General features: G+C 64.0%; 16 protein-coding genes. 2 read left to right on the top strand and 14 right to left on the bottom strand.

All coding sequences use genetic code 11. The features are described from left to right. Positions 1-29 precede the first annotated feature (29 nt). The 4 genes from DFO50_RS05005 to cmk all read right to left on the bottom strand — a co-directional run bounded on the left by DFO50_RS05005 (position 30) and on the right by cmk (position 3,281). Positions 30-326, bottom strand: coding sequence for a lipopolysaccharide assembly LapA domain-containing protein (locus DFO50_RS05005; RefSeq protein ID WP_028497684.1), 297 nt, complete (start codon positions 324-326; stop codon positions 30-32). Positions 327-506: 180 nt separating this feature from the next. After that, complete coding sequence (locus DFO50_RS05010; protein ID WP_028497683.1) at positions 507-815, bottom strand: integration host factor subunit beta; 309 nt, start codon at positions 813-815, stop codon at positions 507-509. Positions 816-827: 12 nt separating this feature from the next. Then, positions 828-2,597 (bottom strand): 30S ribosomal protein S1, encoded by a 1,770-nt coding sequence (gene rpsA / locus DFO50_RS05015; protein ID WP_084299696.1) that lies wholly within the window; start codon positions 2,595-2,597, stop codon positions 828-830. Between the two features lie 18 nt (positions 2,598-2,615). Further along, positions 2,616-3,281 carry a (d)CMP kinase gene (gene cmk / locus DFO50_RS05020; RefSeq protein ID WP_028497681.1) on the bottom strand — a complete coding sequence of 222 codons (666 nt, stop codon included), beginning with the start codon at positions 3,279-3,281 and terminating at the stop codon, positions 2,616-2,618. A 190-nt stretch (positions 3,282-3,471) separates the two neighbouring features. Here cmk and aroA point away from each other — a divergent pair, with 190 nt between their 5' ends. Next, on the top strand, positions 3,472-4,758 hold the full coding sequence (gene aroA, locus DFO50_RS05025) for a 3-phosphoshikimate 1-carboxyvinyltransferase (protein ID WP_107889407.1): 1,287 nt from the start codon (positions 3,472-3,474) through the stop codon (positions 4,756-4,758). Continuing rightward, positions 4,755-5,204, top strand: a complete 450-nt coding sequence (locus DFO50_RS05030) for a nucleoside triphosphate pyrophosphohydrolase family protein (protein ID WP_051528589.1) — start codon at positions 4,755-4,757, stop codon at positions 5,202-5,204. Before aroA ends, DFO50_RS05030 begins: the two co-directional genes overlap by 4 nt. A gap of 134 nt (positions 5,205-5,338) precedes the next feature. On the opposite strand, the gene DFO50_RS05035 is transcribed toward DFO50_RS05030, so the two are convergent. The 10 genes from DFO50_RS05035 to fliJ all read right to left on the bottom strand — a co-directional run bounded on the left by DFO50_RS05035 (position 5,339) and on the right by fliJ (position 12,293). Continuing rightward, the gene (locus tag DFO50_RS05035) at positions 5,339-6,064 is read right to left on the bottom strand and encodes a YebC/PmpR family DNA-binding transcriptional regulator (RefSeq protein WP_028497678.1); all 726 of its coding nucleotides are present in this window, start codon (positions 6,062-6,064) and stop codon (positions 5,339-5,341) included. A 119-nt stretch (positions 6,065-6,183) separates the two neighbouring features. After that, positions 6,184-6,978 (bottom strand): flagellar biosynthetic protein FliR, encoded by a 795-nt coding sequence (fliR, locus tag DFO50_RS05040; RefSeq protein WP_028497677.1) that lies wholly within the window; start codon positions 6,976-6,978, stop codon positions 6,184-6,186. Position 6,979: 1 nt separating this feature from the next. After that, positions 6,980-7,249, bottom strand: coding sequence for a flagellar biosynthesis protein FliQ (gene fliQ, locus DFO50_RS05045; RefSeq protein WP_028497676.1), 270 nt, complete (start codon positions 7,247-7,249; stop codon positions 6,980-6,982). A gap of 10 nt (positions 7,250-7,259) precedes the next feature. Continuing rightward, complete coding sequence (fliP, locus tag DFO50_RS05050) at positions 7,260-8,021, bottom strand: flagellar type III secretion system pore protein FliP (protein WP_051528588.1); 762 nt, start codon at positions 8,019-8,021, stop codon at positions 7,260-7,262. Continuing rightward, positions 8,021-8,464 carry a flagellar biosynthetic protein FliO gene (fliO, locus tag DFO50_RS05055; RefSeq protein WP_051528587.1) on the bottom strand — a complete coding sequence of 148 codons (444 nt, stop codon included), beginning with the start codon at positions 8,462-8,464 and terminating at the stop codon, positions 8,021-8,023. The genes fliP and fliO overlap by 1 nt, the downstream gene beginning before the upstream one ends. Before the next feature lie 4 nt (positions 8,465-8,468). Continuing rightward, positions 8,469-8,912: a flagellar motor switch protein FliN gene (gene fliN, locus DFO50_RS05060; protein WP_028497674.1), complete on the bottom strand. Its 444-nt coding sequence runs from the start codon at positions 8,910-8,912 to the stop codon at positions 8,469-8,471. A 37-nt stretch (positions 8,913-8,949) separates the two neighbouring features. Further along, positions 8,950-9,951, bottom strand: coding sequence for a flagellar motor switch protein FliM (gene fliM / locus DFO50_RS05065; protein ID WP_028497673.1), 1,002 nt, complete (start codon positions 9,949-9,951; stop codon positions 8,950-8,952). A 2-nt stretch (positions 9,952-9,953) separates the two neighbouring features. Further along, positions 9,954-10,394, bottom strand: coding sequence for a flagellar basal body-associated protein FliL (fliL, locus tag DFO50_RS05070; RefSeq protein ID WP_051528586.1), 441 nt, complete (start codon positions 10,392-10,394; stop codon positions 9,954-9,956). 113 nt (positions 10,395-10,507) lie between these two features. After that, positions 10,508-11,749 (bottom strand): flagellar hook-length control protein FliK, encoded by a 1,242-nt coding sequence (locus tag DFO50_RS05075; RefSeq protein WP_158537403.1) that lies wholly within the window; start codon positions 11,747-11,749, stop codon positions 10,508-10,510. 109 nt (positions 11,750-11,858) lie between these two features. After that, positions 11,859-12,293, bottom strand: a complete 435-nt coding sequence (gene fliJ / locus DFO50_RS05080) for a flagellar export protein FliJ (protein ID WP_107889405.1) — start codon at positions 12,291-12,293, stop codon at positions 11,859-11,861. Positions 12,294-12,297 lie beyond the last annotated feature (4 nt).

Genomic DNA, 12,297 nt, shown 5'->3' on the forward strand with positions numbered 1-12,297 from the left:
CGGGATGCGGTCAGGCGCGGGAAGCGCGATTACTCGGCCACGGATTCGCTCGGGTCGTTGACGACCTGACCCGGCGCCTGCTGACGCGCACGCAGTTCTTTCTTCAGTTGCGTCAGTTCGCGACGCAGCTTCAGCGAATAGAAGAAACCGGCAGACAGGCCGGCGGCGGCGCCGACGGCGAAGAAAACCAGCAGCACCAGGATCAGCGGTGCCTGCCAGGTATGGCCCATGAACAGGTTCAGCGTGACCGAATCACTGTTCTGCATGGCGAGCGTGAGCAGCAGCACAAACACCAGAAACTTGATTATCCAGCCTACATAGCGCATTGCGCGACCCTCCATGACAGAGGCTGAAGTTTAAACGATGTCGGCGGGCCCGGCATCGCGTTGGACGAAAAACGCTAAGGAATGACAGCCGCGGATGAACAAATACTGCGCAATCCCGCAATGCGCGGACGGCAGACGCAAAAACGCCGCAGGTTACCCTGCGGCGTTTCGTGACTCGCGTTAGCCCGAGGCTTGCGCTTCTTCCTGAATCCGAGCGTCGACGCGTTCGCGCAACTCCTTGCCGGCCTTGAAGTGCGGAACGTATTTCTCCGGCACTTCAACACTGCTCCCCGACTTGGGATTGCGACCGGTACGCGGCGGACGGTAGTTCAGATCGAAGCTGCCGAAGCCGCGGATCTCGATGCGCTGGCCACGTGACAGGCACGTTGCCATCGCATCAAGAATGGTCTTCACCGCGAGCTCCGCGTCCTTGGCAATCAACTGAGGATAGCGCTCCGCGAGCCTGGCAATCAGCTCAGACTTGGTCATTGCACTGCCTGATTACTCGTTGCCGCCGGACAGTTTGGCCTTCAGCAGCGCGCCCAGGTTCGTGGTGCCGGCGTTGGCGTTGGCTTCAGCCTGGAAGCGGCTGACCGCACCCTGCTCTTCAGCCGCATCCTTGGCCTTGATCGACAGCTTCAGCGAACGGCTCTTGCGGTCGACGTTGATGACCAGAGCTTCGATCTCTTCGCCTTCCTTCAGCAGCGAACGGGCATCTTCGACGCGGTCACGCGACAGCTCGGAAGCCGGCAGGTAACCTTCGATGTCGCCGTCCAGCGCGATCACGGCGCCACGTGCGTCAACGGTCTTGATGATGCCCTTGACCAGCGTGTTCTTGTCGTGGATCGACACGAAGCTGCCGAACGGATCGCCTTCGAGTTGCTTGATGCCCATCGAGATGCGTTCCTTGTCGGTATCGATCGACAGGACCAGCGCTTCGACTTCGTCGCCCTTCTTGAACTGGCGGATGGCTTCTTCGCCGGCAACGCTCCACGACAGGTCGGACAGGTGCACCAGACCGTCGATGCCGCCCGGCAGGCCGATGAACACGCCGAAGTCGGTGATCGACTTGATGGTGCCGGTGATCTTGTCACCCTTCTTGTAGTTGGCCGAGAAATCATCCCACGGGTTCGGCATGCACTGCTTCATGCCCAGCGAGATGCGGCGGCGGTCTTCGTCGATCTCGAGGATCATGACTTCGACTTCGTCACCCAGCGACACAACCTTGGACGGATGCACGTTCTTGTTGGTCCAGTCCATTTCGGACACGTGGACCAGGCCTTCGATGCCCTGTTCGATTTCGACGAAGGCGCCGTAGTCGGTCAGGTTGGTGACCTTGCCGAACAGGCGGGTGCTTTGCGGGTAGCGACGGCTCAGGCCCACCCACGGATCTTCGCCCAGCTGCTTCAGGCCCAGCGACACGCGGTTCTTCTCTTGATCGAACTTCAGCACCTTGGCTTCGACTTCGTCGCCGACGGCCAGGACTTCGCTCGGGTGCTTCACACGACGCCATGCGAGGTCGGTGATGTGCAGCAGACCATCAATGCCGCCCAGGTCCACGAAGGCGCCGTAGTCGGTGATGTTCTTGACGATGCCCTTGACGACTGCACCTTCCTTCAGGTTTTCCAGCAGTGCCTTGCGCTCTTCGCCCAGGGTTTCTTCCAGCACGGCGCGACGCGACACAACGACGTTGTTACGCTTGCGGTCGAGCTTGATGACCTTGAATTCGATCTGCTTGCCTTCGAACGGCGTGGTGTCCTTGACCGGACGCACGTCGACCAGGGAACCCGGCAGGAAGGCGCGGATGCTGTTGACCATGACGGTCAGGCCGCCCTTGACCTTGCCGCTGATGACGCCGGACAGGATCTTGCTGGTTTCCAGCGCTTCTTCGAGCTCAAGCCATGCAGCCATGCGCTTGGCCTTGTCGCGCGACAGCTTGGTTTCGCCATAGCCGTTTTCCAGGCTATCGAGCGCCACGGTAACGAAATCACCGATGCTGACTTCCAGTTCGCCCTTGTCGTTCTTGAACTCTTCGACCGGGATCAGCGACTCGGACTTGAGGCCGGCGTTGACGGTGACGAAATTCGGATCGATAAGGACAACTTCAGCGGTGATCACTTCACCGGCCTTCATCACCTGACGGGACAGGCTTTCTTCGAAGAGGGCGGCAAAGCTTTCCATGGCGGGAACAGTGTTAGTCATTGAAATGGAGACTCGGTGCGAACGATGGGAATCCGCGAGGTGACGTTGATGATGTCCGCACGATCCCATCCCGTACGGAGAAAAAAATCATGCCCGCGGCGCGATGGCGCGATACCACTCGATGACCTGATCGACGGCGGCGTCAATGGTCAGGCGGGTGGTGTCGAGCAACCGGGCGTCGGGCTCTTGCCGGAGCGGTGCCACCGGGCGGGCGGCATCGCGCTCGTCACGGTCGGCAATATCCTGCTGAATCTGCTGGAGATTAGCAGACGCGCCCTTTCCGATCAACTGCTTATAGCGTCTGCGGCCCCGTTCGTCGGCACTGGCGGTCAGGAAAACCTTCAGCGTGGCGTCGGGAAACACGACCGAGCCCATGTCGCGACCGTCGGTCACCAGACCGGGCGGGTGGCGAAAGTCGCGCTGGCGCTGCAGCAGCGCGCTGCGCAGCGCCGGCAGGGCGCCGATCCGCGACGCACAGAGACCGATGTCCTCGCTGCGGATCTCGTCGGTGACATCGATGTCCTCGAGCCAGACCCGGCCGTCGCGAAACGCGATCGGCAGCCGCACGGCGGCCATCGCCAGCTTGGCCTCGTTGTCCAGCGGGATCTGGTGGCGGACGGCGTACAGCGCAGCCAGACGGTAAAGCGAACCGGAATCCAGGTAGTGGAATCCCAGGCGAAGCGCGACCATCGCAGCCACGGTGCCTTTGCCGGAGGCGGACGGACCATCGAGCGTAATGACAGGTGCAGACATGTGTAAGGTTGGATACCGGCAGCAAATGACAAACAGCCGGACGCATCCGGCTGCAAACGTATGAAATGCTAGCGCATTTTCATTGCGCTGCACAATCCGCCGGCATGACTATGGCGTCGTCGCTCCCACGCCGGCGGGCGGGTGTGCTAGCGTTCGGCATCCGACTCAACGCTTGGTTCCCCTCTCCCGCATGGAATTTCTCGATCTATCCGTTCGTGACCGGGCACAAGGCACCGTATGCCTTCCCGGTTCGAAAAGCATCTCCAACCGCATCCTGCTGCTGGCCGCACTGGCCAGTGGCGACACTCTGGTCCGTGGCGTGCTCGCCGCCGACGACACCGAGCGCATGCTCGACGCGTTGACGACACTGGGTGTCGCGCTTTCGCCGCAGTCCGGCACGCGGGATATCCTGATTCATGGCGTCGGCGGCCGCTTTCCGGTCCGGCGCGCCGATCTGTTCCTCGGCAATGCCGGCACCGCCTTCCGGCCGCTGACCGCCGCACTGGCGCTGACCGGTGGCGATTACCACCTGCACGGCGTGCCGCGCATGCATGAGCGCCCGATCGGCGATCTGGTCGACGCGCTGACCGCACTCGGTGCCCGGATCGACTATCCCGGCCAGCCCGGCTTCCCGCCGCTGGACATCCATCCGGTCGACATCGCCGCCGGCGGCACCACGCGCGTCAACGGCAATGTGTCCAGCCAGTTCCTGTCCGCGCTGCTGATGGCGCTGCCACTGGTGGGCGGCGGTACGGTCGAGGTGATCGGCGAGCTGATTTCCCGCCCCTATGTCGACCTGACGCTGAACCTGATCGCCCGCTTCGGCGTCACGGTCGTGCGCGACGGTTACGCCCGCTTTACCGTACCGGCCGGCAGCTGCTATGTGAGCCCCGGCGAGATCCATGTCGAAGGTGACGCGTCCAGCGCCAGTTACTTCCTGGCCGCCGGCGCCATCGGCGGCGGTCCGGTCCGGGTCGAGGGCGTGGGTCGCGACAGCATCCAGGGCGATGTCCACTTCGCTGCCGCGCTGGCGCAGATGGGCGCGCAGATCGAGATGGGTCCGGACTGGATCGAGGCGCGGGCGCCGGCCGGTGGCCGGCTGCGGGCGGTCACGCTGGACTGCAATGCGATTCCGGATGCGGCGATGACGCTGGCAGTGGCCGCGCTGTTTGCCGACGGCACCACCCGGCTGGAGCAGATCGCCAGCTGGCGGGTCAAGGAGACCGACCGCATCGCGGCCATGGTCACCGAGCTGACCAGGCTGGGCGCCACGGTCGAGTCCGGCGACGATTTCATTGCCGTGACTCCGCCGGCACAACTGACGCCGCAGGCCGCCATCGACACTTACGACGACCATCGCATGGCGATGTGCTTCTCGCTGGCCAGCTTTGCGGTACCGGTGCGCATCAACGATCCGCGCTGCGTGGCCAAGACCTTCCCTGACTACTTCGACGTTTTCGCGGGGCTGTGCGCATGAGCCGGGACCGTTTCGTCACCGATCGCCATGCCTTCATGGCCGCCGCCGGCGAACCGCAGCCGCAGTCGCCGGTTTTCCGCCCGCAACAGCTGCCGATGTGGGAAACCATGCTGGCTGAAGAGCTGGCCGAATTGCGCGAGGCGATCGATCACTATCGCGCGGTCGACCCGAATGACGCCGACGCGCTGGCGGCGGCCCAGGCCGAGTTCTGCGCCGAGGGCTGCGACGCAATCAATGTGCTGGTCGGGCTGATGATTTCCCAGGGGCTGCCGATCGATGCCATGGCCGATGCGATCCACGCCGCCAATATGGCCAAGTGCGTCGATGGCCACATGGTTCGCCGCGACGACGGCAAGATCCTGAAGCCGGCCGGCTGGCAGCCGGCGGACAAGCTCGGCGTGATTCTTGCGGCCAGACAGCGGCAAATGGAGAAGGCGCAAGGGTAACCGCAGCGTCGGTGCACGCCCGGCTGACAACGGGGTTCGCGAACACGCCATTCCCGCCTCACCCGCCACGCTTCACAGGCAGAAAAAACGGCGATGCATTCGATGCATCGCCGTTTTTTCCTGCGCGGACGGGTTTATTCGTCCATGACAGCGCTGGTATAGACTTCCTGCACGTCGTCGAGGTCTTCGAGCGCGTCGATCAGCCGTTGCATGCGCGCGGCGTCGTCGCCGGTCAGTTCGGTATCGTTCTGCGCGCGCATGGTCACTTCACCGATATCGGTCTTGTAGCCGGCCGCTTCCAGCCGTTCCTTGATGTCGGCGTACTCGTACGGCGGCGTGATGACTTCGATCGAGCCGTCGTCGTTGGTGACCACGTCGTCGGCGCCGGCTTCCAGCGCGGACTCCATCAGCGCATCCTCGTCGGTGCCCGGTGCGAACACCAGGTAGCCACAATGCGTGAACTGGAAGGCCACGCAGCCGTCGGTGCCCATATTGCCGCCGAACTTCGAGAACGCATGGCGAACGTCGGCCACGGTGCGGGTCTTGTTGTCGGTCAGGCAGTCGACCATGACGGCAGCGCCACCGATGCCGTAGCCTTCGTAGCGGATTTCTTCATAGGTCACGCCATCGAGCTGGCCGGTGCCGCGCTTGATCGCGTTCTCGATATTGTCCTTGGGCATCGACTCGCCCTTGGCCTTTTCCACCGCCAGGCGCAGGCGCGGGTTGGCCGTCGGATCCCCGCCGCCCATCTTGGCGGCAACGGTGATTTCCTTGATGAGTCGGGTGAAGATCTTGCCGCGCTTGGCGTCCTGGCGACCCTTGCGGTGCTGGATGTTCGCCCATTTGCTGTGACCGGCCATGTGTAACCTCGTGAAGATCGAAAAAACCCGCCGCAGGCGGGTTCAGACGGGTGATATCGGTGAGCACCGGCGGCGACAGAGGCGTCGGTGCGGGGTCTGGTACGGATTCTAGCACCGCCTCACGGGGCGCTGCCAGTCTGCGGCAGCAGCAGTTGACGCATGAGGACGAAGGCCTGCAGGTAGACCTGTTCCAGCGCCGTTCCCAGCAGCGGGATCGACAGGTACAGCACGACGAAGCCGATGGTCAGCGTCATCGGAAAGCCAAAGCTGAAAATGTTGAACTGCGGCGCGGCGCGCGTCATCACCCCGACCGACAGGTTGACGATCAGCAGCGCCGCCACCAGCGGCAGCGACAGCCACAGGCCAAGGGCCAGCATGGTGCCGCCCCAGCCGGCCAGCATTTTCAGGCTCATCGCCGGCAGCGGTGCCAGCGATACCGGCAGCAGGGTGAAGCTTTCCACCAGGGTGCCGAGCATGACGTGGTGACCGTTGATGGCCAGCAGGATCAGATAGGTGAACAGGGTCAGCAGCCGCGAGACCGACGACACCTGGGCGCCAGAGCCCGGATCGAACTGCATGGCGAAGCCCAGGCCCATCTGCATGGCAATAATGGCACCGGACACCTCGACGGCGGTAATCGCCAGCCGCATGGTAAAGCCCATGGCGGCGCCAATCAGCAGTTGCTGGACGATGATGAACACGCCCTCGCCCGAGACGACCGGCACCGCCGGCATCGGCGGCAGCAGTGGTGCAATCAGCACCGTCAGCGAGATCGCCAGCACGGTCTTGATCCGGCGCGGGACCTGCTTGGTGCCGAACAGCGGGTCGGCCAGCAGGAAACCGGTAATGCGGAACAGCGGCCACAGATAGGTCGACAGCAGCAGGCCGATCTGGGTGTCGGTCAGTTCGAGCACGTCAGCCGATCATGTTGGGAATACTGGCCAGCAGGCGCGTGGTGTATTCGATCAGCGTGCGCAGCATCCACGGTCCCGCCAGCACCAGCACCAGGAACATGGCCAGCAGCTTCGGGATGAAGGTCAGCGTCATTTCGTTGATCTGGGTCGCGGCCTGGAACACGCTGACCAGCAGGCCGACGCCGAGCGCGACCAGCAGCATCGGCGCGGCGACGATGATCAGGATGAACAGCGCATTCTGGACCAGGTTGATGACCATTTCCGGCGTCATGTCCGCACCTTCACTTTATGTAGAAGCTCTGCACCAGCGAGCCGATCAGCAGGGTCCAGCCGTCGACCAGCACGAACAGCATCAGCTTGAACGGCAGCGAGATCATGGTCGGCGACACCATCATCATGCCCATCGCCATCAGCACGCTGGCCACGACCAGGTCGATGATCAGGAACGGGATGAACACCATGAAGCCGATCTGGAACGCCGTCTTCAGTTCACTGACCACGAAGGCCGGAATCAGCGTTTTCAGGCTGACGTCGGCCTGGGTGGCCGGCTTGTCCTCGCGGGCAATCTCGATGAAAAAGGCCAGGTCCTTCTCGCGCGTCTGCCGCAGCATGAATTCGCGGAACGGCTCCGCGCCCTTCTCCGCTGCCTGCAGGATGCTGATCTGGTCTTCGGAGAACGGCAGCCAGGCGTCCTTGTAGGCCTTGTCGAAGGTCGGCGCCATGACGAACAGGGTCAGGAACAGCGACAGGCCGATGACCACCTGGTTAGGCGGCGCCTGCATCAGGCCGATGGCCTGGCGCAGCAGCGACAGCACGATCACGATGCGGGTGAACGCGGTCATCATCAGCAGCAGCGCCGGGATGAAGGTCAGCCCGGTCAGGAACAGCAGCATCTGCAGCGACAGCGAGTACTGGGTACCGCCATCCGGCGCCGGGCCGGAATTCATCAGCGGCAGCCCGCCTGCCGCCATCGCCGCTGCCGGAAGCAACCATAGCGCCAGCGGCAGCAGCGCCCGGCGACAGTAGGACAAAAGGGAAACCATCATGCTTTTCGGTCGGAAGGCGTTCGTTGCAGACGTTCGATCGCCGTTTTGAGACGGGCGGCAAAGTTGCCGTCCGCAAGGGAAGGAGGAGGCGTATCGGCGTTGTCGGGGCGTTCCATGTCCTTCAGCAGGCTGATGTGCTGCGGCGTGACGCCGAGCACCAGCCAGCGACCGGACACCTCGACCACCACCACGCGTTCGCGCCCGCCAAGCAGCGTGCCGCCGACGACGCGCACCGCGCGTCCACCGGACAGTCCCGCCTGGTTCAGCCGGCGTACCAGCCAGGCCAGTGCAGCAATCAGTCCGAGAACCAGACCGAGGGCCAGCACGACCTGCACCAGCCCGCCGATCGGGCCGGGCATGGCGGCGGCCGGCGCCGCGGCGCGGGCCGACAGCGAAACCGCCGCCAGCGTTGCGGCGGCGGCGACGGGCGTCAGGCGCATGGTGCTACTTCTGCAAACGGCGCAGCCGCTCGGCAGGGGTAATGATGTCGGTCAGGCGGATACCGAACTTGTCGTTCACCACCACGACTTCGCCCTGGGCGATCAGGCAGCCGTTGACCAGCACGTCCATCGGTTCGCCGGCCAGGCCGTCGAGCTCCACCACCGAGCCCTGTGCCAGTTGCAGCAGGTTGCGGATGGCAATCTTGGTCCGCCCCAGTTCCACGGTCATGCTGACCGGGATGTCGAGAATCATGTCCAGGTTGGTCGCACCACCGGCGGCCTGCTGTGTCGCGGGCGAAAACTCCTGGAACAGCCCGGCGGCCGGCTGTGCGCCGCCAGCCGCTTCTGCCGGCGCGGCCGCAGCCTCGCCTTCAGGCGGCGCGTCGGTGGCACTTTGCTGTTCGGCCATTGCGGAGGCCCAATCGTCCATCGTCACTTCGTCGTTCATGTCTTATCGATCTCGTTTGCGTCGGATTGCTCGCCACTCAACTGCCATGAGCCAGCGCTTGTTCACTCAGTTCCTGCGCGCCGGCCAGGACTTTTTCGACCTTCAGCGCGTATTGACCGCCGGAGGTGCCATAACCGCACTCCAGCACCGGGATGCCGGACACGTCAGCCACCACCGTCGAGGCGATATCGACCGGGATCACATCGCCCACTTTCAGGTTCAGGATGTCGCCCAGCGCGACCTCGGTTTCGGTCAGCGTGGCAACCAGCTCGACCTCGGCGATCTGCACCTGTTTCGACAGCAGGTTGACCCAGCGGTTGTCGACTTCGGTCCGGTCGGCCGCCATGGTCGACGACAGCACGTCGCGGATCGGCTCGATGGTCGAGTACGGCATGCAGACGTGGAAGTCGCCGCCGCCCGCGCCCAGCTCGATGCGGAAGGTCATCGACACCACGACTTCGGTCGGCGTGGCGATGTTGGCAAACTGGGTATTCATTTCGGAACGCATGTAGTTGAACTCGATCGGATAGACCGGTTCCCATGCCTTCTGGTACTCGTTGAACACCACGTCCAGCAGTCTGCGGATGATGCGCTGCTCGGTCGCGGTAAAGTCGCGCCCCTCGACCCGCACATGGTAGCGACCGTCGGAGCCGAACAGGTTGTCGACGATCAGGAACACCAGGTCGGGATCGAAAATCAGCAGCGACGTCCCGCGCAGCGGCTTGACGTGGCACAGGTTGAGGTTGGTCGGCACCACCAGGTTGCGGATGAACTCGCTGTACTTGTGGACCTTGACCGGCCCCACCGAAATTTCGGCGTTGCGGCGGATGAAGTTGAACAGGCCGATACGCAGGTTGCGCGCGAAACGCTCATTGATGACTTCGAGCGTCGGCATCCGGCCGCGCACGATGCGTTCCTGCCGCCCGATCTCGTAATTGCGGACATCGGGCGAACTGGCGTCGCCGACATCGTTGTCGTTGCCGGTAACGCCGCGCAGCAGCGCGTCGACCTCTTCCTGCGAGAGGATGTCGTCGGACATGATTACTGCAACTGAACGATGAAGGACGTGAATACTACCGAGCGCACGACGTCGGCGTGGCCGGAATCAGCGAGCGACTCGTTGATGACGCTGCGGATCTGCGCCTTCAGCCGGGCCTTGCCTTCGGCCGTGGCCACATCGGCCGAGGTCTTGCTGGACAGCAGCAGGATCAGGTTGCTGCGGATGCGCGGCATGTAGGCCGAGATCAGCTCGGCGTCGCCCGGCTTGCCGAGTTCGACCTGCAGTTCGGTCTGCAGCATCGTGCCCGGATCGGACAGGTTGACGACGAAGGTGTCGATCTTGCTGAACGTCGGCGCGGCCGGCGCGGCGGCGGCTTCTTCAGCCTTCGGCTTGCTTTCGCCATTGCCGTGCGCCAGGAACAGATAGCCGACAGCGCCAGCGAGCAACAGGACAACTCCGACCAGCGCGCCAATGACCAGCATTAGTTTTTTACCGCCCGCTGCCGGTTGAGCTTCTGTCAAAGATGCCATGTGCAATACCTGTAAAGATTTGTAAATACGTATTTTCGCGTAATTGTCGCTTGCCGACTAGCGTATCACGCAAATACGCTGACTCTTCCATCATCCTTGCCGGTCGCAGGCTGGATAACTGTTGTCGTCACCCCCGCGCCGGCATTGCCATCCAGCGAAAAACTGCCGTCGCCGCGGCCGGACGAGGACTGCCCGCCCTGTTGCGCAAATGACGACGCGCTCTGCTGATCGCGCTGCCCGCTCGACACCTGCGCATCGGCAAGCTGGATGCCCTGCCCGGCCAGTTGCTGCGCCAGGCGCGGCAGGTTCTGTTCCAGTACATCCCTTGTATTCGGCACGGCGGAGACAAAATTGAGCGTCAACTGATTTTCCGCGCCGAACTTCAGCGTGACCTCGATCGGCCCCATTTTTTCCGGGTTCATCTGCAGGCGAGCCCCGTCGAGCTTGTGCTGCGCCAGCAGGGCGACGTGCTGGCCGAGCTCCTGGCCCCATTGCGGGCTGGTCACCGGCTGCTGCATCTGCAGTGCCAGCGGGGCCGGAGCGGCGGCAGTCGGCGCGGTCTGTCCGCCATTGGCGATATGGGCCAGTGCCGAGGCCGCCTGCTGCGGCGTGGCGGCGCTGGCGACGGTGGCCGCACCGGAGGATCGGGCCGCCGCCTGCAGTTCGCTGCCGAAGTCCACCGGTTGCTTGCTCTCGACCGGCGCGGTTTCGTCCAGCGTGGCTTTTGCCACGCCCTGGGTGCCGGGCTGCGCAGCCCGGCCCGCGGCAGCGGTGGTGGCGGCAGCACGCTGCGCGGCAGCATCCTGGACGGTCTTGCCGCCGTCCTGTGCCGGTACCTGAGCCTGGCCCTGTGCATTGCGCGCCGCCACAGCGGCACGGTCGGCCGCCTGGGCGGCATTCTCCTCGCTGTCACCGCTGGCGGCCACGACCGCGGCGCCCTCGTCCCTGCCCGTCAGGCGCAGGTCGGCCTGACCGTCGTCGCTGGCAGCCACGACCTGCTCGCCAACCGCGGTGTCGACGACCGGTTTGACCGGCTCGGTCAGCACCGGCGCGCCCAGCATGGCGGCAAGTGTTGCCGGATCGGGACGGACGTCCTTGCCGTCCGGCTCCCCGGTCTTGCTGTCCGCCTCGTCGACCACGGTGGTCTTGTCGGTCTTGCCCTTGCCGTCGAGCACGGCGATCTGTTCGTCGACCAGCTGTGTGAACGTGTTGTCCGGCGTGGACGGTCCTTTTCCTGCCGAAGCGGTCTTGCTGCTGGCGGCAGACTGCGCCTGGGCGACGGTCGGGGTGGAAAGCGAAATACTCATGGCAGGCAGGCCCAAGGTTAGGTACACAACAGACAACAGCAATGCAAGAATCATGCCTGAAAAAATGCGCCATGCGGCGCAAGAAACGATCCGGAATTCCAGTCGCGGCCTAGCGTGGACGGCGGAAACCGCGGGTGGCCAGTTCGTCGGTCAGCTTCTGCTCGCGCCGCGCCTTGACCGCCTGTTCGCGCTGCGCGGCCTGCTCGTCGAGGGTTTCGAATGCCTTCAGTTTCTTGCGCTCGGCCAGCCAGCGGGTGCGCGTGGCTTCGCACTCCGCCTCGCGCAGAACCAGTTCCTCGCGCTGGGCATTCACGGCAGTCTCGATGCGTTCGAGAAAGCGCTGATAGTCGGCCCACTGCACGGCCGACATGCCGGTGCTGGCACGCTGGATGCGCTGCATGCGGTATTCGGCCAGAAACTGCTCCAGTTGCGCGAGTTTCTGCCCGGCCTGGACCAGACGCTGCTGTGCCTGGCCCATCAGTTTGGCGGCGGCGTCGGTGCGATCGGTCGCCAGCCGGGTCAGCAGTGCGTAACGGCTGTTCATGCCG

The organism is Microvirgula sp. AG722, from assembly GCF_003269145.1.
GTDB classification, from domain to species: Bacteria; Pseudomonadota; Gammaproteobacteria; order Burkholderiales; family Aquaspirillaceae; genus Microvirgula; species Microvirgula aerodenitrificans.